The 23,491-nt window shown below is 68.2% G+C and carries 19 protein-coding genes; 11 read left to right on the plus strand and 8 right to left on the minus strand.

Annotated elements, in window-relative coordinates:
* Nucleotides 1–57 precede the first annotated feature (57 nt).
* From betA to betI, 3 genes are read right to left on the minus strand one after another with little or no spacing between them, the layout of a single operon-like run.
* Nucleotides 58–1,758, minus strand: coding sequence for a choline dehydrogenase (gene betA / locus Q3A80_RS13985; RefSeq protein WP_446329567.1), 1,701 nt, complete (start codon nt 1,756–1,758; stop codon nt 58–60).
* Nucleotides 1,759–1,780: 22 nt separating this feature from the next.
* Nucleotides 1,781–3,250: a betaine-aldehyde dehydrogenase gene (betB, locus tag Q3A80_RS13990; protein WP_446329568.1), complete on the minus strand. Its 1,470-nt coding sequence runs from the start codon at nt 3,248–3,250 to the stop codon at nt 1,781–1,783.
* A gap of 32 nt (nt 3,251–3,282) precedes the next feature.
* A complete protein-coding gene (betI, locus tag Q3A80_RS13995) occupies nt 3,283–3,867 on the minus strand; it encodes a transcriptional regulator BetI (RefSeq protein ID WP_446329569.1) in 585 nt (194 codons plus the stop codon).
* A gap of 718 nt (nt 3,868–4,585) precedes the next feature.
* Here betI and Q3A80_RS14000 point away from each other — a divergent pair.
* From Q3A80_RS14000 to Q3A80_RS14040, 9 genes are all read left to right on the plus strand, one after another.
* Nucleotides 4,586–5,488 (plus strand): alpha/beta fold hydrolase, encoded by a 903-nt coding sequence (locus Q3A80_RS14000; RefSeq protein ID WP_446329570.1) that lies wholly within the window; start codon nt 4,586–4,588, stop codon nt 5,486–5,488.
* Between the two features lie 78 nt (nt 5,489–5,566).
* Nucleotides 5,567–6,136: a methyltransferase family protein gene (locus Q3A80_RS14005; protein WP_446329571.1), complete on the plus strand. Its 570-nt coding sequence runs from the start codon at nt 5,567–5,569 to the stop codon at nt 6,134–6,136.
* 17 nt (nt 6,137–6,153) lie between these two features.
* Entirely contained in the window at nt 6,154–7,437 is a 1,284-nt protein-coding gene (locus Q3A80_RS14010) for a glycosyltransferase (RefSeq protein ID WP_446329572.1), read from the plus strand.
* The gene (locus Q3A80_RS14015) at nt 7,434–9,023 is read left to right on the plus strand and encodes a DHA2 family efflux MFS transporter permease subunit (RefSeq protein ID WP_446329573.1); all 1,590 of its coding nucleotides are present in this window, start codon (nt 7,434–7,436) and stop codon (nt 9,021–9,023) included. Before Q3A80_RS14010 ends, Q3A80_RS14015 begins: the two co-directional genes overlap by 4 nt.
* A gap of 10 nt (nt 9,024–9,033) precedes the next feature.
* Complete coding sequence (locus Q3A80_RS14020; protein WP_446329574.1) at nt 9,034–9,972, plus strand: glycosyltransferase family 2 protein; 939 nt, start codon at nt 9,034–9,036, stop codon at nt 9,970–9,972.
* An 8-nt stretch (nt 9,973–9,980) separates the two neighbouring features.
* Entirely contained in the window at nt 9,981–11,789 is a 1,809-nt protein-coding gene (locus tag Q3A80_RS14025) for an efflux transporter outer membrane subunit (protein ID WP_446329575.1), read from the plus strand.
* Nucleotides 11,789–12,979 carry an HlyD family secretion protein gene (locus Q3A80_RS14030; protein ID WP_446329576.1) on the plus strand — a complete coding sequence of 397 codons (1,191 nt, stop codon included), beginning with the start codon at nt 11,789–11,791 and terminating at the stop codon, nt 12,977–12,979. The genes Q3A80_RS14025 and Q3A80_RS14030 overlap by 1 nt, the downstream gene beginning before the upstream one ends.
* 432 nt (nt 12,980–13,411) lie before the next feature.
* Complete coding sequence (fdhA, locus tag Q3A80_RS14035; RefSeq protein ID WP_446329577.1) at nt 13,412–14,608, plus strand: formaldehyde dehydrogenase, glutathione-independent; 1,197 nt, start codon at nt 13,412–13,414, stop codon at nt 14,606–14,608.
* A 181-nt stretch (nt 14,609–14,789) separates the two neighbouring features.
* Nucleotides 14,790–15,704, plus strand: a complete 915-nt coding sequence (locus Q3A80_RS14040) for a LysR substrate-binding domain-containing protein (protein ID WP_446329578.1) — start codon at nt 14,790–14,792, stop codon at nt 15,702–15,704.
* Here the strand turns inward: Q3A80_RS14040 and Q3A80_RS14045 are convergent.
* The 3 genes from Q3A80_RS14045 to Q3A80_RS14055 form a co-directional block, all read right to left on the minus strand.
* Nucleotides 15,693–16,580 carry a DMT family transporter gene (locus tag Q3A80_RS14045; protein WP_446329579.1) on the minus strand — a complete coding sequence of 296 codons (888 nt, stop codon included), beginning with the start codon at nt 16,578–16,580 and terminating at the stop codon, nt 15,693–15,695. The two genes, Q3A80_RS14040 and Q3A80_RS14045, sit on opposite strands and share 12 nt — an antisense overlap.
* 111 nt (nt 16,581–16,691) lie before the next feature.
* On the minus strand, nt 16,692–17,534 hold the full coding sequence (locus tag Q3A80_RS14050) for an ATP-dependent serine protease (RefSeq protein WP_446329580.1): 843 nt from the start codon (nt 17,532–17,534) through the stop codon (nt 16,692–16,694).
* A 7-nt stretch (nt 17,535–17,541) separates the two neighbouring features.
* Nucleotides 17,542–18,963, minus strand: coding sequence for an aminotransferase-like domain-containing protein (locus tag Q3A80_RS14055; RefSeq protein WP_446329581.1), 1,422 nt, complete (start codon nt 18,961–18,963; stop codon nt 17,542–17,544).
* A 287-nt stretch (nt 18,964–19,250) separates the two neighbouring features.
* On the opposite strand from Q3A80_RS14055, the gene Q3A80_RS14060 reads away from it, so the two are divergent.
* Nucleotides 19,251–20,663, plus strand: coding sequence for a discoidin domain-containing protein (locus Q3A80_RS14060; protein ID WP_446329582.1), 1,413 nt, complete (start codon nt 19,251–19,253; stop codon nt 20,661–20,663).
* Between the two features lie 58 nt (nt 20,664–20,721).
* On the opposite strand, the gene Q3A80_RS14065 is transcribed toward Q3A80_RS14060, so the two are convergent.
* Together Q3A80_RS14065 and Q3A80_RS14070 are read right to left on the minus strand one after the other, a co-directional pair.
* A complete protein-coding gene (locus Q3A80_RS14065; RefSeq protein ID WP_446329583.1) occupies nt 20,722–21,747 on the minus strand; it encodes a GlxA family transcriptional regulator in 1,026 nt (341 codons plus the stop codon).
* A 20-nt stretch (nt 21,748–21,767) separates the two neighbouring features.
* Complete coding sequence (locus Q3A80_RS14070; protein WP_446329584.1) at nt 21,768–22,187, minus strand: hypothetical protein; 420 nt, start codon at nt 22,185–22,187, stop codon at nt 21,768–21,770.
* A 9-nt stretch (nt 22,188–22,196) separates the two neighbouring features.
* Between Q3A80_RS14070 and Q3A80_RS14075 the strand changes: the two genes are divergently transcribed.
* A complete protein-coding gene (locus tag Q3A80_RS14075) occupies nt 22,197–23,471 on the plus strand; it encodes a serine hydroxymethyltransferase (RefSeq protein ID WP_166721850.1) in 1,275 nt (424 codons plus the stop codon).
* Nucleotides 23,472–23,491 lie beyond the last annotated feature (20 nt).

The following is a 23,491-nucleotide window of genomic DNA, read 5'->3' on the forward strand; positions in this document are numbered from 1 at the left end:
AACGCCGCGAGCCGTGCCTGTCGTTGCTGCCGCGCCCGGCGGTGGGCGCGGGCGCGGTTACACCGTCTCCGGCTGCCGCACCGCCTTCGCGACATTGCGCGCCATCGCGCCGTTCGCGACGAAGTAGGGGACGTCCACGCGCGCGAGCGGCGTGCGGCCGCGGATCTTGTCCGCGATCTTCTCCGCGATCATGATCGTCGGCGCGTTCAGGTTGCCGGTCGTGATGATCGGCATGATCGACGCATCGACGACACGCAGCCCTTCGAGCCCGTGCACGCGGCCTTCTTCGTCGACCACGGCCATGTCGTCGTAACCCATCTTGCACGAGCATGACGGATGGAACGCGGTTTCCGCGCGAGCCCGCACGAACGCATCGAGCTCCTTGTCGGTCTTGCAGTCGGCACCCGGGTTCAGCTCGCGGCCGCGATAGCGATCGAGCGCGGGCTGGCGCATGATCTCGCGCGTTGCGCGGATTGCGTCGCGGAACTCGCGCCAGTCGAGCGCTTCGGCCATGTAGTTGAACAGGATGCTCGGATGGTCGTTCGGATCGCGCGAGCGCAGCTTCACGCGGCCGCGGCTCGGCGAGCGCATCGAGCCGACGTGCGCCTGGAAGCCGTGCATCTCGATCGCGTTCGAGCCGTTGTAGTTGATCGCCACCGGCAGGAAGTGATACTGGATGTTCGGCCACAGATCGTCGTCGCGCGTGCGGATGAAGCCGCCCGCCTCGAAGTGGTTGCTCGCGCCGAGGCCGGTGCCGTTCAGCATCCATTCGAGACCGATCTTCGGCTGGTTCCACCACTTGAGCGCCGGATACAGCGACACCGGTTCCTTGCATTCGTACTGGATGTACATCTCCAGGTGATCCTGCAGGTTCTGGCCGACGCCGGGCAGATCGAGCACGACCGGGATGTCGAGCTCCTTCAGCCACGCGCCGGGGCCGACGCCCGAGCGCTGCAGCAGTTGCGGCGATGCGATCGCGCCGCTGCACACGAGCACTTCGCGGCGCGCATGCGCGGTCGCGCGCTCGCTGCCGCGCAGGTACGTGACGCCCGATGCGCGCTTGCCGTCGAACAGGATGCGATCGGCGAGCGCGTGCGTGACGATCTCAAGGTTCGGCCGGACCTTCGCCTGGTCGAGATAGCCGCGCGCGGTGCTCGCGCGGCGGCCCTTCGGCGTGACGGTGCGATCCATCGGGCCGAAGCCTTCCTGCTGATAGCCGTTCAGGTCGTCGGTGCGCGGATAACCCGCCTGCACGCCCGCATCGACCATCGCCTCGAACAGCGGATTCACGCCCGGCTTGCTGGTCGTGACCGACACGGGGCCGTCGCCGCCGTGATAGTCGTTCGGGCCGACGTCGCGCGTCTCGGCCTTCTTGAAGTACGGCAGGCAGTCGAGATACGTCCAGTTCTCGAGCCCCTTGTGCGTCGACCAGTTGTCGTAGTCGAGCGCGTTGCCGCGGATGTAGCACATCCCGTTGATCAGCGACGAGCCGCCGAGCCCCTTGCCGCGCCCGCATTCCATCCGGCGATTGTCCATGTGCGGCTCGGGGTCGGTCTCGTACGCCCAGTTGTAGCGGCGGCCCTGCAGCGGATAGGCGAGCGCCGCCGGCATCTGCGTACGGAAGTCGAAGCGGTAGTCGGGGCCGCCCGCTTCGAGCAGCAGCACCGTGACGTTCGGATCTTCCGTCAGGCGCGTCGCGAGCACGTTGCCCGCGGAACCGGCGCCGCAGATGATGTAGTCGTATTCGCGTGTCGTCATGACGGGGTATCTCCTGTCGTTCTCAAAACACCGGGTTATAGCGGCCGAGCTCGACCTGTACCGACTTGATGCGAGTGTAGTGTTCGAGCGTCGTGATGCCGTTCTCGCGTCCGACACCGGATTGCTTGTATCCGCCAACCGGCATCTCGGCCGGCGATTCGCCCCACGTGTTGATCCAGCAGATGCCGGCTTCGAGGCGATGGATCGTGCGGTGCGCGCGCGACAGGTTCTCGGTCACGACACCGGCGGCGAGGCCGTAGTGCGTGTCGTTCGCGCGGCCGATTACTTCGTCCTCCGATTCGAAATCGAGGATGCTCATCACCGGCCCGAAGATCTCTTCGCGGACGATCTTCATGTCGTCGCGGCAGTCGCCGAACACGGTCGGCGCGACGTACTGGCCGCTGGCGAAATGACCGTCGGTCAGCCGCGTGCCGCCCGCGAGCAATTTCGCGCCTTCGGCCTTGCCGCTTTCGATGAAGCCGAGCACCTTGTCGAGCTGCGCGGCCGACACGAGCGGACCGAAGTTGGTATCGGCATCGGTCGGCTTGCCGACACGGATGCGCTTCACGCGTTCGAGCACCTTCTGCGTGAATGCATCCTTGATCGAGCGGTGCACGAACACGCGCGTGCCGTTCGTGCAGACCTGGCCCGAGCTGAAGAAGTTGGCGGTGACCGCGATGTCGGCCGCGCGGTCGAGGTCCGCATCGTCGAACACGATCAGCGGCGACTTGCCGCCGAGTTCCATCGTCACTTCCTTCAGCGACGACGCGCCGGCGAGCGACATCACCTTCTTGCCGGTCTCGACACCGCCGGTGAACGACACCTTCGCGATGTCCGGGTGGCCGGTGAGCAGCGCGCCGACCGAGCCGTCGCCCTGCACGACGTTGAACACGCCGGCCGGCACGCCGGCTTCCGTGTAGATCTCGGCGAGCTTCAGCGCGGTGAGCGGCGTGACTTCGCTCGGCTTGAACACCATCGCGTTGCCGGCCGCGAGCGCGGGGGCCGTCTTCCAGCACGCGATCTGGATCGGGTAGTTCCATGCGCCGATGCCCGCGCACACGCCGAGCGGTTCGCGGCGCGTATAGACGAACGACTCGGCGCGCAGCGGCACCTGCAGCCCTTCGATCGCGGTCGCGAGGCCCGCGTAGTACTCGATCACGTCCGCGCCGGTGACGATGTCGACCGCGAGCGTCTCGCCGATCGGCTTGCCGGTGTCGCGCGTCTCGATCGCCGCGAGTGCGTCGTTGCGTTCGCGCAGCAGCTCGACCGCGCGGCGCAGGATGCGCGAGCGCTGCATCGCGGTCATCGCCGCCCATTCGCGCTGGCCTTCCTGCGCCGACGCGACCGCGCGGTCGACGTCGGCCGCGCTCGCCTGCTGCACCTGCGCGAGCAGTTCGCCGGTGGCGGGATCGAAGGTGTCGAAAGTCTTGCCGCTGGTGGCGTCGACGTAACCGCCGCCGATGTAGAGGCGCTGCAAACCGTATACGGACATGAGGATCTCCTTGAGGGCGACTGCGTGACGCGTCAGTCGGACGCGAGCAGCAGGTCGATGTAATCGTTGGCGAGCTTCAGTGCAGCCCGGGTGTCGATCGGGCCGCCGGCGAGTGCACCGCGCAGCCACAGGCCGTCGATCAGCGCGGCAAGGCCGCTGGCGGCCTCGCGTGCCTTCGCGCGCGGCAGCGCCTTCGCGAATTCGGCGCACAGGTTCGAATGGAGGCGCCGCGTGTTGACGTGCTGCAGCCGCTTGAGCATCGCGTCGTGCATGCTCTGCGACCAGAACGCGAGCCACGTCTTCATCACTGGCGCGCTGACCTGCGTGTCGTCGAAGTTCGCGGCCACGATCGCGCGCAGCCGCGAACGCGGATCCTTGCGCGCGGCCACGCGGCGTTGCGTGGTGGCCGTCCACAGATCGCGCAGTACGTGGCGCATCGTCGCCTCGAGCAGGCCGTCCTTGTCGCCGAAGTAGTGGCTGACGATGCCCGTCGAGATGTTCGCGCGCTGCGCGACCGACGCGAGCGTCGTGCCGGGCAGGCCGGCCTCGTCGATCGAGCGCAGCGTCGCGTCGATCAACTGTGCGCGGCGAATCTCCCGCATTCCGACTTTCGGCATCGCGACTCCCTTAGCCCGGACGGGCAGGTGGCTGGAAGTCGTGAGCTTAGCGGTTTTTTATTGAACGTTCAATCAACAAAAAAGCGGGGTCGGACGGTGTAGGCATGCGTCGGCAGACAGAAACGGGTTGCCGCACCGATTGTGCGGAGCGGAAAAACGGATTGAAAGGTGGTTAAATAATTTCAAGTTTGTTTAAAACGATTCAAGCCGGAATGACGCAATGGTCGTAACAGTTTCCCAATCCGATTCATTACACGTCGAAAGAATGTCGAGCTATGTGACATTTTGGAAAATCGCACGATTCGAATGCCAGCGGATGTCGCCGGTAATTTCTGGAAATCCGTTTGAATCGGGCGATGGAATTTCCATACATCATTGAATTTAAAGAGGATATGCATTGATATCCGCCGTTTAGTGGGCGATGCGAAAACGATTGCCGTCCGCCGCAACCCGATTCCGCATACCATAAAAAATGCTGGAAAAATTTGAACCGGGCGTATTTCCCGATGGAGTAGAGGGGATCGTTGGGATGACTTGAGTCAGTAATATTGCCCGTATTAGTATGGCGCCGCACTACGAGGAATGAATCGGCGCCGCGCGAATTTGCCGCGGTGCGTCGGCGACGGGGCGGCCCATGGCCGCGACGCGGCCGGCGCCAGCCATTGCGCACCTGCAGCATGCCGCGACGCCGAGACGCCGCATCCACCGGAGAACGACGATGCCGACCGAAAAACACGTGGTCCCGCTGCCGAATGGTCTGAAGGTCTACGTCGAACGGAACGTGTTCGATCCGTCGTTCGACACGGCGATGCTCGTGAACGGCGCGCTCGCGACGACCGCATCGTTCGGGCAGACCGTCCAGTATCTGGGCGAGCGGATGAACACGATCTGCTTCGACCTGCCGTATGCGGGGCAGTCGCGCCAGCACAACCCCGGCTGCTTCATCCTGACCAAGGACGACGAGGCCGCGATCCTGCAATACCTGGTCGAGCGCTTCGCGCCGGCGTTTCTCGTGTCGGTGTCGTGGGGCGGCGTCGCGTCGCTGTTCGCGCTCGCGCGCGGCTGCCCGAGCGTGCGGCGCGCGGCGATCTGCTCGTTTTCGCCGTTCCTGAACGACGCGATGATCGACTACGTGACGCGCGCCCGCGACCACATCGCGGCCGGCGAGAACCTGAAGGCCGCGCAGCTGCTGAACGATACGGTCGGCCGCTATCTGCCGCGCATCATGAAGCTGTACAACTACCGCTATCTGACGCGCCTGCCGCGCGACGAGCAGGACCAGGTCGCGTTCCACGTCGACCAGATCCTGTCGCTGCAGCCCGAGCGTTACCTGAGCGAGTTCGCAAACATCGGCTGCGAGCTGCTGTTCCTGAACGGCGAGCGCGACGAATACACGACGCCGGCCGACGTTCGCCAGCTCGCCGCGCACGTGCCGCGTGCGCGCTTCGCGACGATTCCCGACGCCGGCCATTTCCTCGACATCGAAGGCCGCGCGCAGCGCGACACCACGCGCGCTGCGCTGCTCGACTTCTTCTGCGACGCGCCGCCCGCTGCCGCCGGCATCGCGCTCGGCGCCGCGCACGCGTGCGTGCCTTCGCCGATGCCGGCGCTGTCGTCGTAATGCCGTCGTAATTCAGCACGCCGCGCACCGGGCCCACCGGGCGCATCCGAATTCTCATCCATACGAGGCAGGCTCGCCGTGAATATCGTTCAGACCATCGCCATCGTCGTTCCGTGGGCCGCGTGGCTCGCTTACTGGATCGCGACGTCGCAGGCCGTGAAGACGACCGTGCGCAAGGAGGCGTCGCGCTCGCGCACGCTGCAGTCGATTCCGCTGATCGTCGGCGGCGCGCTGATCATCCTGCCCGATCCGTCGTGGCAGGCGCTCGTGCCCGACTGGCACCGCTTCGGCCTGCAGGCGCAATGCGGGGTCGCGGTGCTCGTCGCCGGGCTGCTGTTCTCGGTGTGGGCGCGGCTGCATCTCGGCACGAACTGGAGCGTGTCCGTCACGCTGAAGGAAAACCACGAACTCGTGCGCACCGGCCCGTACGGCCTCGTGCGTCATCCGATCTACACCGGCTGCCTGATCGCGCTCGTCGGCGCCGCGCTGATCGGCGGCGAATGGCGCGGCGCGCTCGGCGTCGCGCTCGTGTTCGCGTCGCTTGCGTACAAGGTGCGCGTCGAGGAGAGCTGGCTCACCGGCTATTTCGGGCCGGCGTATGCGCAGTACCGCCGCGAGGTCGCGGCGCTGATCCCCGGCTTCTACTGATTCCGGCGAGGCGTGCGATGGCGAAGGTGATCGTGACTGCGATCGGCTCGGCGGGCGACGTGCATCCGCTGCTCGGCGTCGCGCGCGTGCTCGCGACGCGCGGCCACGAAGTCGTGTTCTGCACGCATCCGCCGTTCGACGCGATCGTGCGCCGCTGCGGCTTCGCGTTCGTGCCGGTCGGCACCGCGGCCGAGTACGATGCCGCGATGGCGAACCCGGCGCTGTGGGATCCGCGCACGTCGTTCCGCACGCTGTGGCGGGTGATCGCGCCGGTGCTGCGCCCGCATTACGACATGCTGCGCGCGCTGACCGACCGCGACACCGTGCTGGTCGGCACGCTGTGGGCGTTCTCCGCGCGCTTCATGCAGGAGCTGCACGGCACGCCGTACGTGTCGGTGCAGGTGTCGCCGTCGACGCTGCTGTCCGCGCACGTGCCGCCGACGCATCCGCGCCTGACGATTCCCGCGCGCTGGCCGCTGCCGGTGAAGGCGGCATTGATGACGCTGATCGAGCGGCAGGTGCTCGATCGCGTGTGCGGGCCGGCGCTCGATGCGGTGCGCGGCGAACTCGGGCTTGCGCCCGCGCGGCGCGTGCTCGGCCGCTGGCTGCATTCGACCGACGGCGTGCTGTGCCTGTTTCCCGACTGGTACGCACCGGCGCAGCGCGACTGGCCCGCGCATTGTCTGCAGAGCGGTTTCCCGTTGTTCAACGATGTCGCGACGCCCGGCGACGATCGCGCGCTCGATGCGTTTCTGGTGGCCGGCGAGGCGCCCGTCGTATTCACGGCTGGCTCGACGCTGGTCGATCACGCCGCGTATGCGCGCGCGGTCGCGCATGCGGTGCGTGCCACCGGCGCACGCGGCATCCTGTTGAGCCCGCACGATGCGGCGCCGGGCGACGACCGGTTGCTGGTGCGCCGCTTCGTGCCGCTGCGCACGCTGTTGCCGCGCTGCCGCGCGCTCGTGCATCACGGCGGGATCGGCACTGCGGCGCTCGCGTTCGAAGCGGGCATTCCGCAAGTCGTGACGCCGTTCGCGCACGATCAGTTCGACAATGCGCAGCGCGTCGTGGCGAGCGGTTGCGGTGTGCGCGTCGACGGTCCCGTCGACGGCGCGCGTATGGGCGCGGCGCTCGAGCGCGTGCTCGGCGAACCCGAATTCGCGGTGTATGCCGAGCGCGCGCGTGCGCTGATCCAGGCTGCTCCGGACGGCTGCGAGACGGCCGCCGATTTCATCGAGCGCTTCGCGCCGACGCGTGGCCGCGTGCCTGCATCGGGCGCTGTCGCGATGGCGGGCGCATGAGCACGGCATCGCCGCTTCAGCACGCAGACGCCGCCCCGAATGCGGGCGAATCGGTATCGGCCGCCGCGCGCCCCGTGCGCGGCGCGCGGCTTGCGCTGCTGACGTTCGCGCTGTCGCTTGCGACTTTCATCGAAGTGCTCGACTCGACCGTGACGAACGTCGCGGTGCCGGCGATCTCCGGCAGCCTCGGCGTGTCGAACAGCCAGGGCACGTGGGTGATCAGCTCGTACTCGGTCGCGGCCGCGATCGCGGTGCCGCTGACCGGCTGGCTCGCGCGACGTGTCGGCGAGCTGCGGCTGTTCGTCGGCGCGGTGCTGCTGTTTACGCTGACGTCGCTGCTGTGCGGGCTCGCGCGCGACCTGCACGTGCTGGTCGTCTGCCGTGCGCTGCAGGGGCTGTGCTCGGGGCCGATGGTGCCGCTGTCGCAGACGATCCTGCTGCGCACGTTTCCGCCCGACAAGCGCACCGTCGCGCTCGCGCTGTGGGCGATGACGGTGCTGCTCGCGCCGATCTTCGGGCCGGTGGTCGGCGGCTGGATCGTCGACAGCTTCTCGTGGCCGTGGATCTTCCTGATCAATCTGCCGATCGGGCTGTTCTCGTTCGCGGTGTGCACCGCAATGCTGCGTCCCGACGCGCAGCGCGGCGCAGCCGGCCCGATCGACGTGCCGGGCATCGTGCTGCTCGTGATCGGCGTCGGCTCGCTGCAGGCGATGCTCGATCTCGGCCACGACAAGGGCTGGTTCGATTCGCCGCTGATCGTCGCGCTCGCGGTGATCGCGGCGCTCGCGATCGTGTCGCTGCTGATCTGGGAGGCCGGCGAAGCGCATCCAGTCGTCGACCTGAGCCTGTTTCGCGACCGCACGTTCTCGTTCTGCGTGCTGATCATCTCGCTCGGGATGATGAGCTTCTCGGTGGTGGGCGTCGTGTTTCCGCTGTGGATGCAGGCGGTGATGGGCTACAACGCGTTCCATGCGGGGCTCGCCACCGCGTCGCTCGGCGTGCTCGCACTCGTGTTCTCGATCCTCGTCGGCCTGCACGCGCACCGCTTCGATGCGCGCGTGCTCGCGACGTTCGGCTTCGTCGTGTTCGCGGCCGTGCTCGCGTGGGACGCGCATTTCACGTTGAAGATGACGTTCCTGCAGATCGCCGCGCCCGGGCTGATCCAGGGCATCGGGCTGCCGTGCTTCTTCATCCCGCTGACGGCCGCGACGCTGTCGCGCATTCCGGACGATCGGCTCGCGGCCGCGTCGAGCCTGTCGAACTTCCTGCGCACGCTGTCGGCCGCATTCGGCACCGCGATGAGCGTGACGCTGTGGGACAACCGCGCGAGCTATCACTACGACGTGGTGTCGCAATCGGTCACGCACGCTTCGGCCAACACGCAGCGCTTCGTGAACACGCTGAACGCGATGGGCGTCGACGGCGTGCGCGAGCTGTCGACGCTGCACCAGGTCGTGATGCAGCAGGCATACATGATGGCGACGGCCGACATGTTCTGGATGGCGAGCATGACCTGCGTCGTGCTCGCCGCGATGATGTGGCTGACGCGGCCGAAGCGCGGCGCGGCGGCTTCGTTCGGACATTGAGGAGAGCGGCATGACGACACTCGGCGCACTCGTGATCCTGTATCACCCGACCGACGCGCAGCTAGCCGCCCTCGGCGCGTGGCGGCACGCGTGCGACGCGCTGCTCGTCGTCGACAACACGCCGCAACCCGATGCGCGTGCGCGCGCGCTGTGCGCGCGCGACGGCATCGCGCTGCTGCATCACGGCAATCGCGGCGGGATCGCGGGCGCGTACAACGCCGGGCTTGCCGCACTGTTCGGCGGCAGCGTCGATGCCGTCGCGCTGTTCGATCAGGACTCGTCGGTGCCGGCCGGTTACTTCGCGACGATGCGCGGCGTGTGCGCGACGCTCGCGGCGCGCGCGTTCCTCGCGGGCCCGCGCATCTTCGACGAGAACGCGCGAAGCTTCCTGCCGGAGCTCGCGACGAACGGGATCGGGTTGCGCCGGCTGCGCTTCGCGCCCGATGCGCCGCTGCAGCGCTGCGCGTTCCTGATCTCGTCGGGCTGCGTCGTGTCGCGTGCCGCGTTCGACGTGCTCGGCCGCTTCGACGAGACGCTGTTCATCGATCACGTCGACACCGAGTACAGCTTCCGCGCGCTCGCGCGCAACGTGCCGCTCTATGTCGTGCCGTCGCTGGTGCTGCCGCACCGGATCGGCGCGAAGCAGCGTCACGCGTTCGGCCCTTTCGAAATGACGTCGATGAATCACTCGTGGCAACGGCGCTATTACAGCGCACGCAATGCGGTGCAGCTCGGGATCCAGTACGGGCTGCGTTTTCCGGTGGCGATCGTGCCGAACCTTCTGACCGTGTGGCAGGTCGTGCAGATCGCGCTCGTCGAGCGCGACAAGCGCGACAAGCTCGCCGGCATCCTGTTCGGCATCGCGGACGGCCTGTTCGGGCGGCTCGGTCCGCTCGAGCGCACGCGGCCGCGGCTCGCTGCACGCGCGCAGCGCGTCCGGCAGGGATGAGCGGCGCGATGAAACGCATCGGAAAGGCGGCGCGTGCAGCGCAGAGCGGGTTGACCATCATCGCAGCGGCAGCGCTGTTGCCGCTCGGCGGCTGCGTACCGTCGGGCTTTTTGCCGTCGCTGTCGCTGCGTGCACCGGCCGGCGACGCGCTCGCGCAGACCGCCGGGCCCGGCGCGGACGGCGCGTGGCCCGCGCCCGACTGGGTCAGGCAACTGCAGGACCCGCAGCTCGACGAACTCGTCGCTCAGGCGTCGCAGAACAATCCGGATCTGCAGGTTGCGCAGGCGCGGCTGCGGATCGCACAGGCGCAGCTTCAGCAGTTCGATTCGCTGACAGGACTGACCGGCACCGCCGGCGCGACGGTCAGCCGCGCGCGGATGCCGAAGCCGGGCGACATCGCGGACGTCACGGCCGGCGGCTATCGCGTGCCGGTCGAGATCTTCGGCGATCCGGTCGTGTCGCCGTCGTCGGTGTTCGTCGGACTGAACTATCAGCTCGACCTGTGGGGCAAGAACCGCGCGGCGACGAAGAGCCTGATGTCGCTGCGCGATGCGGCGGCCGTCGAGGCCGAGCAGGTGCGGCTCACGCTCGCGGTCGCGATCGTCACCGTGTATTGCCAGCTCGACCAGGCGTACGCGGCGCGCGACCTGCTGCAGCAGAAACTGAAGATCAGCCAGCGCGTGACGGCGGTGCTGCGCGAACGTACCGCGCGCGGCCTCGACAACGCATACGACGCGAGCGATGCGTCGATCAAGCGCAGCCGCCTGCTCGGGCAGATCGCGCTGAACGACGAGCAGATCAAGCTCGCGCAACTGCAGCTCGGCGTGCTGTCCGGCCGCGGGCCCGAGCGCGGTCTCGCGCTGCAGCGGCCGCGTGTCGGCGCGTTCCCCGGCGGTGCGCTGCCTGCGCGGCTGCCGGCAGACCTGCTCGGCCGCCGGCCCGATATCGTCGCCGCGCGGCTGCGTGTCGAAGCCGCGTTCGCGAATGCCGATTCGACGCGCGCGCAGTTCTATCCGGACGTGAACCTCGTCGCGCTCGGCGGCGTGTTCGCGCTGACGCCCGCGTCGCTGTTCTCGCGCGACTCGCTCGCGGGGTCGGTCGGTCCGGCGATCTCGCTGCCGATATTCGATCGCGGCCGGCTGAAGGCGAAGCTCGGCGCGGACGTCGCGCAGGCCGACGTCGCGATCGGGCTGTACAACAAGACCGTCGACGACGCGCTCGGGCAGGTCGCTCAGATCGTCACGTCGCTACAGACCGCGCAGACGCTCGTCGCGCAGCAGCAGGACGCCGTTGCCGCCGCGCAGAAGATCGTGCAGATCGCGGCCGACCGCCATCGGCGCGGCGTGCTGATGCAGAAGGACGTCGACGTCGCGGATCTGACGCTGATCGACGAGCGCGCGCAGATGATCGCGTTGCTCGGCAAGCAGCGCACGCTGCGCGTCGGGTTGATCGGCGCGCTGGGCGGCGGATTCGATGCGGGCGCAACGACTGCCGCGGCCGCCGCTCCGGCCGCGCGCAGCGCGCAAAACGTGCGGGCGAAGCGCGGCGCGACGGCGAATGCCGCCGCCCGCAACGCGACGGACGCCGCCACGGAAGCGCGCCGCGCGGCTGCGTCGGATAACGGCGCCGCGGCACGCGCCGTAGCGGCCGACCGTTCGGCGGCGCTCGCCGTGCCGCGCAGCACGGGAGCCGACACCGCGGGCGCGGGCGTCGGCACGAGCGCGCGCAGTGCGGCTCCCGCCGTCGTCGCCGTCCCGCGTGGGCCCGCGATTCCGCTGTTTCAGCATGATCGACTGATCGTTACGCAAAGCGACTGATGCACCACGACAATCTCCATACCGCCGCGCAGCCGGCCGCACTGACCGACCCGCCACTCGATGCGCGCCGCGCGACGCGCCGCAGGCGCTTCACGGTGTTCTTCGCGGTCGTGCTGCTGGCCGCGCTCGTCTGGATCGCGTTCTGGCTGTTCCATGACCGCTATTACGAGGACACCGACGACGCGTACGTCGCCGGCAGCATCGTGCAGGTCGCCGCGCAGGTTCCGGGCGCCGTGACCGACGTGCTGGTCGCCGATACGCAGGCCGTGCGCGCGGGGCAGACGCTCGTGAAGCTCGACGATACGGAAGCGTCCGTCGCGTTCGCCCAGGCGAAGGCGCAACTCGTGCAGGCCGTGCGGCAGGTCGCGAACGCGAAGATCTCGAACACGATGTACGTGGAAGCCGTGAATGCACGCCAGGCCGACCTGTCGCTCGCACAGCGCGCGCTTGCCGCGCGTTCGGGGGCGTCGGTCGAGATCGTCGCGCCGGAGGAGCTCGCACGGGCCCGCGCGGCCGTCGCCGGCGCACAGGCCAACCTCGCGGCCGCGCAGGCGCAGCTCGAAGCCGCGCGTGCGCTCGGCACCAGGTTGCCCGTCGACGAAAGCCCGGCCGTCGTGCAGGCGGCCGCGCAGTTCAGGCTCGCGTACCGGAACCTGAAGCGCACGACGATCGTCGCGCCGGTCGACGGCACGATCGGCCAGCGTTCGGTGCAGGTCGGCCAGCAGGTCGGCCCGGGCGTGCCGCTGATGTCGATCGTGCAGTTGAACCGGCTGTGGATCGAGGCGAACTTCAAGGAAGGGCAGATTCGCCACATGCGCGTCGGCCAGCCGGTCGACGTCGTGTCGGACCTGTACGGGTCGCGCGTCGTCTATCGCGGCCGCGTGCAGGGCTTCTCGGCCGGCACCGGCAGCGCGTTCTCGATGTTGCCGTCGCAGAACGCGGCCGGCAACTGGATCAAGGTCGTGCAGCGCGTGCCGGTCGTGATCGCGATCGATCCCCGCGATCTGGCCGCGCATCCGCTGCGCGTCGGCTTGTCGATGCGTGCGACGGTCGATACGCGCAACCGCGACGGCCACGCGCTCGATAGCGAGCCGCCGACGCCGGCCGTCAGCACGCGCGTGCACGACGGCGTCGCGAGCGACGCGGAAGCGGCCGCCGCGGCGATCATCCGCGAGAATCGGGGCGGGTAATACGCGGACCGGGCGGGGCGCCGGACCGGCATGCTCGACCGGCGCTCGAGGGCGCTATTCGACGGCGCTATTCGTCTGTCCGACTGTCCGACTGCCCGACAGCCCGACAGCCCGACAGCCCGACAGCCCGACAGCCCGACAGCCCGACAGCCCGACCGCCCGACCGCGCGCCCGCCCGACCTCGTCGCATCGGATCGCGCCCCCGGCCCGGCCGGCGCCCGCGCATTCCGGCCCGTCGCCCACCCGCGTTTCGGCCGCTTCCCGCCCCGACTTTCGCGTTTCCGCCATCGATGTCGGCGCCGTTCAAACGCATGTCGGGTTTGAGACATCGGCGCCCCCGCCTCCGGGACTACTCTCGAACAGCACGTTGCGTGCGTGTCCGCATCCGCCGACGCATCGCGACGCCATCCAACGAGACATGGAGACAATACGATGAGCAGCAATCGAGGTGTCGTCTATCTTGGGCCGGGCAAGGTCGAAGTTCAGAAGATCGATTATCCGAAGATGGTCGATCCGACCGGCCGCGCGATCGGCCACGGCGTGATCCTGAAAGTCGTCAGCACGAACATCTGCGGGTCCGACCAGCACATGGTGCGCGGCCGCACGACCGCGCCGATCGGCCTCGTGCTCGGTCACGAGATCACCGGCGAAGTGGTCGAGGCCGGCCCCGACGTCGAGACGCTGAAGATCGGCGATCTGGTCTCGGTGCCGTTCAACGTCGCATGCGGCCGCTGCGCAATGTGCAAGGACACGCATACGGGCGTCTGCCTGAACGTGAACCCGTCGCGCGCCGGCGGCGCGTACGGCTACGTCGACATGGGCGGCTGGATCGGCGGCCAGGCCGAATACGTGCTCGTGCCGTACGCGGACTTCAACCTGCTGAAATTCCCGGATCGCGATCAGGCGATGGCGAAGATCCGCGACCTGACCTGCCTGTCCGACATTTTGCCGACCGGTTATCACGGCGCGGTGACCGCAGGCGTGAAGCCCGGCTCGACGGTCTATATCGCGGGCGCGGGCCCGGTCGGGATGGCGGCGGCCGCTTCGGCGCGCCTGCTCGGCGCGGCGGTGACGATCGTCGGCGACATGAACGCGGAACGCCTCGCGCACGCACGTGCGATGGGCTTCGAAACGGTCGACCTGTCGAAGGACGCGACGCTCGGCGAGCAGATCGAACAGATCCTCGGCGTGCCGGAGATCGACTGCGCGGTCGACTGCGTCGGCTTCGAGGCGCACGGCCACGGCTCGTCGGGCCATTCGGAAGAAGCGCCCGCGACGGTATTGAACTCGCTGATGGAAATCACGCGCCCGGCTGGCGCGATCGGCATCCCGGGCCTGTACGTGACGGACGATCCGGGCGCGAAGGACAAGGCCGCGCAGCACGGCAGCCTGAGCATCCGCTTCGGCCTCGGCTGGGCGAAGTCGCACTCGTTCTTCACGGGCCAGACGCCGGTGCTGAAGTACAACCGCAACCTGATGCAAGCGATCCTGTTCGACCGTCTGCCGATCGCGAAGATCGTCAACGTCGAAGTGATCTCGCTCGACCAGGCGCCGGAAGGCTACAAGAAGTTCGACGGCGGCGCGCCGCGTAAATTCGTGATCGATCCGCACGGTCTGCTCGCGGCCTGACGCGCGAACGGCACGCAGGGGAGCGACCCGCGGCGGGCGGCACCGGAAACGGCGCCGCCCGTTTTTCTTTTGGGGGCCGGCGCCGCTCGAGCAGGCGAATCCCGATCGCTGCGGCCCGCGATTGCTGCGATAATCATCGCCCGTTCCCGACCCTGTGCCGCCGTCCGGCGGCGATTCAAGGATGGCCAAGGCACTCCCTCTCGCCGCGTTGCACACGTTCGTCGAAGTGGCGCGCTGCGGCAGCATGAAGCAGGCGGCCGATCTGCTGTGCATTTCGCCGGGCGCGGTCAGCCAGCATGTCCGCAATCTGGAGGACCGGCTCGCCGTGCGGCTGTTCGAGCGCACCGGCCGCGAGCTCGAACTGACCGGCACCGGCCGCGCACTGTTCGACCAGCTCGCCGGCGGGTTCAACGAGATCGAAGCGGCCTGGGCGAACGTGCACGGCGCGCACCGGCGCATCGTGCGTCTCGCGGTGACGACCACCGCGTCGTTCGCGAACACGTGGCTCGTGCAGCGTCTCGGCTCGTTCAACGCCCAATACCCTGAAATCGAAATCACCGTCGAGACGCGTGCGCAACTGGTCGACCTGCGGCGCGACTACGTCGACGTCGCGATCCGGCACGGGCTCGGCCAATATCCGGGGCACGCATCGTTTCGCATCTGGACGCCCGAGCTGTGGCCGGTCTGCAGCCCGCAGCTATTGGATCCGGCTCGCCCGGTCGACACGCCGGCCGACTGCCTGTCGTATCCGCTGCTGCAGGACGCGGACCGCGCCGACTGGGTGCTATGGCTGCGCGCGCAGGGTATCGAGGATGCACGTGCACCGCGCGGCGCGAGCTTCAGCGAGGATGCGCTGCTGATCAAGGCCGCGGTGGCCGGGCAGGGCATCGCGCTCGTGCGCGACATCTATGCACGCGACGAAGTCGCGGCCGGGCGGCTGGTGCGCGTGCTCGCGCGCCCGTGGCCGACCGAGCTGTCGTATTACGTCGTCTGCAGCGACGCGCGGCGGCACGAGTGGAAGATCGCGGCGTTCCGCGACTGGCTCGCCCGCGAGATCGGCGGTGGCGACGACGGCCCGCGCGACCTACTGGCGTGACCCGCGCACGGCAGCGGCCGTGAACCCGTTCAGCTTGCCGGTCGCGAGCGCCGTGCCGAGCAGGATGATCGCGCACCCGATGATCGTCTGCACGGTGATCGCCTCGTGCAGGAACATCGCCCCCCACACCACGCCGAAGATCGGGATCAGGAACGTGACCGACGCCGCGTATTGCGCGCCGGCATTGCGGATCAAGCCGAAATACAGCAGGTACGCGACGGCCGTGCAGATCGCGCCGAGCAGGATCACGGCGACCCACGCGGACGCGTGAACCGGTTGCTGCGGCCACAGCGGGGCCGCCAGCGGCACGAGCACGAGCGCCGCGAACAGCTGGCTGCCGAACGCGGACACGAACGGCCGCACGCTCGCCAGCTTGCGCTTCGAGTAATGCGCGGCGAAGCCGTACGACAGCGTCGCGAGCATCGCGGCCGCGATCGCGCGCGGCGCGCCCGGCGTGCCGGCGCCGATCGCCGCACCGGCGAGCACGACGACACCGGCGAACCCCACTGCGAGGCCGATCGTCTGCGGCCGGGTCAGCGGCATGCGCAGCCACAGATACGCGACGAGCGCGGTCCAGAGCGGCGTCGTCGCGTTCAGGATCGAATCGGTGCCGGCCGACACGTAAAGGGCCGCATAGGTCAGCAGGCAGAACGGCAGCGCCGAGTTGAACACACCGACGACGAACAGCGGCAGTGCATGGGTGCGGAATTCATGCCGCGCGTGCGTGCCGCGCAGCACCGGCGACAGCAGCACGGCCGCGATCGCGACGCGCAGCGCGATCAGCGGGATCGCGCCGAATTCCGGCGCGCCCATGCGCATGAACAGAAAGGACGCGCCCCAGATCGCGGCGAGGGTCACGAGTTGCAGTGCATTCATCGACGGACTCCGTTCGGTGGTGGGCCACCCATTGAACGTGATTCGTCCGTCGCGATGCAAGCCCGATTTCGTGAGGGCCGGTTTAGAAAATTGAATCGGCACGCCGCGGTTTCAATGCCCGCGGTAGAGGTCGGCCAGTTGCGCGTCGGTCGCCGCGGCGCGTCGCGCGTGGCGCACATGCACGCTCACGCGGCGAACCGCATGGGCGCGTCGCGCCGGAACGCCGCCCTTCCAGTCGGCGACGCGAATGCCGCCGCCACGCGCGCTGTCCGGCCCGCGAGCCGGCGGCGCGTGCCGGGCGAGCGTCGTCGCTGCGCGTCCGGACTTGTGTGCAGTCGCGTGTGCGGTTGCACGTGCTGGGGGGCCGGCAACGGCGTCGGGCGGCGCGGCGGCCGCGAGCGTCGGCGCGTCGGCGGTTGTCCGCGGCCCGTCGTCCGGACGCAATGCAAACACGGGTGCGGGCGTCGCCGGAACCGTCGGCACCGTCGGCGCTGCATCCGCGGGACGCGTGCTCGCGTTGATCGTCGCCGCGTCAGGCGCACCCTGGCCGCGACAGACCGGATCGGACCGGCACATCCGGTCGTACGTCACGTAACCGCTGACCATCAGCACGAGGGTCAGGACGCTCAGCAGCGGCGCGCTGGATGCACGCGGCCGCCGCTGCGCCGCGCTGCGCACCGCGGCGGCGACGCGCGACGACCAGGTCGGCGCGGGCTGCACCGGGTGTACCGCATGCATCGCGGGGGCGGGCTGCGTATCGTAGCGTGCGTCGCCCAGCGGCGCGAACGGCCAGCCGCCCAGTCCGCAGACGGGGCACTGCTCGCGCGCGCGGAACGCCATGAAGCCGCACTGCCGGCATCGCTGGCTGACGGCGCCGCGCGGTTCGGCTCGCAGGGACAGAGTGCCGCGCAGCGTGTCGCGCGTGCGGACTTTCAGGTTCGGCAGGACTCGCATGGTGTTGCTACCTCGTCTGTCGTTGCCGTCCCGCGAGCGTGCCGATGGTCTGCATCGCGTCCTCGACGGCAGGGGTCCACGGCCGGCCGTAATTCAGCCGGACATAACGGCGAAAGGCGCCCGTCACGGAAAAGATCGGTCCGGGCGCGAGGCTCACGCCGTTCTCCATCGCTTCGCCGAACAGCTGCATCGCATCCACGTGCGGCGGCAGTTCGAGCCACATGAAATACCCGCCGCGCGGCGTGTACACCTCCGTGTCGGGCGGGAAGTACGCGCGCACGGCGGCCAGCATCTGCGCCTGGTGCGCGGCCAGGTTGCGCCGCAGCCTGCGCAGGAAGCGGTCGTATGCGCCGCTGCGCAGGTAGTGGGACACGGCCATCTGCGCGGGTACGTCGGCCGCCGGCGCGCTCGCGTCCTTCACCTGCCGGATCTGCCGCACATAGCGGCCGGCCGCGACCCAGCCGACCCGGAAACCCGGCGCGAGGCACTTCGAGAACGAGCCGCAGTGGAGCACGAGCCCGTTGTCGTCGTACAGCTTCGCCGGGCGCGTCGGTATCGGGCCGAAATGCAGTTCCCCGTACACGTCGTCCTCGATCAGCGGCACCTGGTGCGATGCGAGCAGATCGATCAGCGCGCGCTTGCGCTCGTCGGGCAGCGTCACGCCGGTCGGGTTGTGGAACGACGTCATGAACCAGCACGCGCGCACCGGATGCGTGTCGAGCGCATCGGCGAGCGCGTCGAGATCGAGGCCGGTGCGCGGGTCGACCGGGATTTCGATCGTCTTCAGGTGCAGCCGCTGCACGGCCTGCAGCACCGCGGGGAACGCCGGACGTTCGATCGCGACGATGTCGCCGGGGCGCGTGAGCGCCTGCAGGCTGAGCGTCAGCGCTTCGGCTGCGCCGGTCGTGATGACGATCTCGTCCATCGGCATTGCGCCGCCCGCGTTCAGGTAGCGCAGCGCGATCTGGCGGCGCAGCGCTTCGTGGCCGGGCGGCAGCCCGGCCAGCAGCTTCGTGCGATCCATGTTGCGGGCCGCCGTCGCCGCATACCGCCACAGGCTGCTCATCGGAAACAGCGAATAGCTCGCGAACGCGGAGCCGAGCGGCACGATGTCGTCGCGCTTGAGCGAGTCGAGCAGCTGGAACAGCGCGTCGTCGTCGCCCGTTTCCGGCGCGAGCGGTTTGCGGGGGATGTCATGGGGCGCGCGTACGCGCTTGTCTTCGACGTCCGCGACGAAATAACCGGAACGCGCGCGCGCAGTGATCAGCCCCTCGCTTTCGAGCGTGTAGTACGCGCGAAACACGGTGGAAGGACTTACACGGTACGCGCGGCATGCCGCCCGCACGGTAGGGATGCGCGCGCCGGCTCCGAGGTCGCCGCGCCGGATCGCGTCGGCAATCGTCTGTGCGAGCACCGCATATCGCTTCATGCCTGCCTCCCGCCGACCGCGGTCAGCGTTGAAAAAAGAGTAGCACGGCGTGCGCCGCGTTCAATCCCGCCCCGAATGCCGTTCGGTATTCGTCTGATCCGTATGTTTTCGACCGGCTCTGAGCCTTTTCTTCAGACCAGTAACCCGGCATGCTGCGCAAGTTTCATTCCCGAGGCGTGATCGGTACCGCGTTCACGCTGCCAATGGCGGATCCGTGACCCGCGCACCCTTGGTGCGGGTTCTTTTCTGCGGCGTCCGTCCCTACCTTTACCCGGAAGCAACCAAGCGTGAAATCGAAGTTCTTCGCTGCGGGCCTCATGGCCGGCATCGCCGTCACTCTGTTCAGCAGCACCGCATCAGCAGCCTGCATCAGCAACCCGCCGACCCAATCGAACGCGTCGTTTCCCGCCGCGCTGACCGGCAAGCTCGTCTATCACAGCTACGTCAAATACGGCGACGGCACGAGCCAGCTGTTCCTGTACGACTTTTCCGCCCATACGCTCACGCAACTCAGCAAGAGCAGCTGGGGCATCACCGATCCGATGAACGGCGTGTTCAGCCCCGACGGCAAGTGGCTCGCGTTCATGGGCATCAGCAACGGCGCGTGGAACGTGTTCATGCTGCAGCTCGGCGCCGGCACGGCGCCCGTCAACATGACGCACAGCACCGGCGCGACGCGCAACGAGGATCCGAAGTTCAGCGCGGACGGCAAGACGCTCGTGTTCAAGCAGAACGGCGACGTGAAGCAGGGCACGCTGTCGTACACCAGCGCGGGGCCGGTATTCACGTCGGTCGTGAGCCTGACCAACGCGCCGGCCGGCGCCGAATACTCGATGCCGTTCCTCGCGCCGGACGCGAGCGCCGTGTACTACGCGACGGGCACCGGCTCGAACATGGGTCTGATGAAGCGCACGATCGCGACCGGTCAGACTGCCACGTTCGATCACCCGGCCGGGTTGCAGACCTACTATCCGATCGTGCGCCGCGACGGCATGGTGTTCTATGCGCGCTGGAAGGATACCGGCGGCGCGGACCAGATCTATGCGAAGACCGCTGATCCGGCATCGACGCCGAACGCGCTGCCGATCAACGACTGCATGAGCAACAACTCGGATCCGGCGCCGGTCAGCGGCACGAACTACGTGTTCTTCTCGTCGACGACGGCGGGCGGCTACCAGCTCTACGTCGGCGACGTGACGAGCGGCCAGCGCTGGAGCCTGTCGCAGTTCGGCGTGAATGCGGATTCGACCAAGGCGAAGCTCGGGTCGAACTACTACGGCGGCCCGGCGGTCGCGCAGCCGACGCTGCTGTCGCAAGGGCGTCCTGCGGCCGCATCGGCGAGCTACAACGCGACGCTCACGGCCGACAAGGCGTTCGACGGCAACACGACCAGCACGCGCTGGGATTCGCCGGAGGGCGCGGGCGTCGATCCGCAATGGATCTCCGTCGATCTCGGCGCGGTGAAGAAGATCAGCAGCGTCGATCTGTACTGGGATGCGGGCGCGCTCGTCTACCAGATCCAGACGTCGAACGACAACGCGAACTGGACGACGGTCTACTCGACGAACAACGGCGTGTCGTATGGCCACGTCACGCTGCCGAACCTGAACGCGCAGGGCCGCTACGTGCGGATGCTCGGCACGAAGCGGGCGACGCAGTGGGGGTACTCGCTCGACGAAATGCAGGTGTGGGGTTCGTAAGCGCAAATGAAAAGCGGCCTTCAAGAAGGCCGCTTTTTTTTATCGCACCGGGCGCACTTCACGCATGAATCAGATGCGCCGGAAACGCCGGCCCGCCGGCCGCCGCACCCTGCGCGAGCGGTGCGACCTGCTTGCGGCGCTCGCGTGTCGGCGCAACGCCGAACGCATCGCGATAGCTCTTGCTGAAGTGGCACGCCGACTGGAAGCCGCACGCCATCGTGATGTGCATGATCGACATGTCGGTCTGCAGCAGCAGCTCGCGCGCGCGGCGCAGCCGCAGCGTCAGGTAATAGTGCGTCGGCGTCATCCCGAGGTGCTCGCGGAACAGGCGCTGCAACTGGCGCTGCGACATGTTCGCGAGCCGTGCGAGCTCCTCGCGCGACAGCGGCTCCTCGATGTTGTTTTCCATCAGCGAGATCACTTCGAACAGCGACTTGTTCGCCGAGCCGAGCCGCGCGACGAGCGGCATCCGTTGTTGCGCGCTGGTATCGCGCACGTGTTCGACGATGAACTGCTCGGCGATCTGCGTGACGCGCGCGGTGCCCACGCGCGCGGCGATCAGGTTCAGCATCATGTCGAGCGGCGCCACGCCGCCCGTGCACGTGATGCGGTCGCGATCGACCACGAACAGTTCCTTCAGGAAGCGCGTGTCCGGAAACTCTTCCTTCAGCGCCGACATGTTTTCCCAGTGGATCGCGCACGCGTAGCCGGCGAGCAGCCCCGACTTCGCGAGTGCATAGGTGCCCGTGCACAGGCTGCCGAGCGGAATGCCCGAGCGCGCGAAGCGGCGCAGCGTCGACAGATGGGCGGGCGTCGTCGCGCGCTGCACGTCCACGCCGCCGCACACGAACACGATATCCGGCTGGCCGACGCACTCGGCCGGCCCCGTGTCGACCGTGAGTCCGTTGCTCGCCGTGACCGGGCCGCCGTCCGGGCTGATCACCGACCAGCGGTAGAGCGGCTGTCCGCTCAGGTAGTTCGCCATCCGAAGCACCTCGATCGCATTCGTGAACGCGATCATCGTGAAGTTCGGTAAAGGCATGAACGCGAAGTGGGACAGCGACGCTGTGCGGTCGGGCGACATGGGGAGCGTTCCTTGAATCTCTAATAGCTTTTCGCCCGAGAGGCACGGATCGGGCTGCCGTATTGTGTGAGCGAGCGCAACAAGCGTGCCATACGGCTAAACCCTAGCTCCATACGTTGTATGGGCGCGCGGGCGATGTTGCACTGCACCGCAAGCGGGCTGCGCTGCACCCCGGACGCGCAGCCGAGGCACCGGCGAAGTGCCTGTCCATAGGTGAACCGCAACATGCGGTTTGGTTGGTCATCCGAAAAAGCACGACCGGTCACTTGTACAAAACGGACGCGCATGGCGGAAAAGGCAAAGAACGCGTCTAAATTCATCAATCCGCCGAAAATCCGAACGACAAGAATAGAGCCGTCGGCAGCCTTGCACTGGATGCGCTGGAAACCCAGGTACGGCGGGCCTCGAGCTTCGGTTTCACGCCCTTTATTCTTCGTCACGGACGCACTATGTCGAACACCCAGCCTTTCTTCTCGCAGCCCCTCGCCGAGCGCGACGCGCCGGTGCGCAGCGCCATCCTGAAGGAGCTCGAGCGCCAGCAGTCGCAGGTCGAGCTGATCGCGTCGGAAAACATCGTGTCGCGCGCGGTGCTCGAGGCACAGGGCTCGGTGCTGACCAACAAGTATGCGGAAGGCTATCCGGGCAAGCGTTACTACGGCGGCTGCGAATTCGCGGACGAGGTCGAGGCGCTGGCGATCGAGCGCGTGAAGCAGATCTTCAACGCCGGCTACGCGAACGTGCAGCCGCACTCGGGCGCGCAGGCGAACGGCTCGGTGATGCTCGCGCTGGCGAAGCCGGGCGACACGGTGCTCGGCATGTCGCTGGACGCCGGCGGCCACCTGACGCACGGCGCGAAGCCGGCGCTGTCGGGCAAGTGGTTCAACGCGGTCCAGTACGGCGTGAACCGCGACACGATGCGCATCGACTACGACCAGGTCGAGGAACTCGCGCACCAGCACAAGCCGAACCTCATCATCGCCGGTTTCTCGGCGTACCCGCGCGCGCTGGACTTCGCGCGCTTCCGTGCGATCGCCGACAGCGTCGGCGCGAAGCTGATGGTCGACATGGCGCACATCGCGGGTGTGATCGCCGCCGGCCGCCATGCGAATCCGGTCGAGCACGCGCACGTCGTCACGTCGACCACGCACAAGACGCTGCGCGGCCCGCGCGGCGGCTTCGTGCTGACCAACGACGAGGAGATCGCGAAGAAGATCAACTCGGCCGTGTTCCCCGGCCTGCAGGGCGGCCCGCTGATGCACGTGATCGCCGGCAAGGCCGTCGCGTTCGGCGAAGTGCTGCACGCGGACTTCAAGACCTACATCGACAACGTGCTCGCGAACGCGCAGGCGCTCGGCGAAGTGCTGAAGGCGGGCGGCGTAGACCTCGTCACCGGCGGCACCGACAACCACCTGCTGCTGGTCGACCTGCGCCCGAAGGGCCTGAAGGGCGCGCCGGTCGAGCAGGCGCTGGAACGCGCGGGCATCACCTGCAACAAGAACGGCATTCCGTTCGACACCGAGAAGCCGACCGTCACGTCGGGCATCCGCCTCGGCACGCCGGCCGGCACGACGCGCGGCTTCGGCGTCGCGGAGTTCCGCGAGATCGGCCGCCTGATTCTCGAAGTGTTCGACGCGCTGCGCGCGAACCCGGAAGGCGACCACGCGACCGAACAGCGCGTGCGCCGCGAGATTTTCGCGCTCTGCGAGCGCTTCCCGATTTACTGATAGACGACCCCACAAAAAGC

Source organism: Burkholderia sp. SR8 (assembly GCF_052851275.1).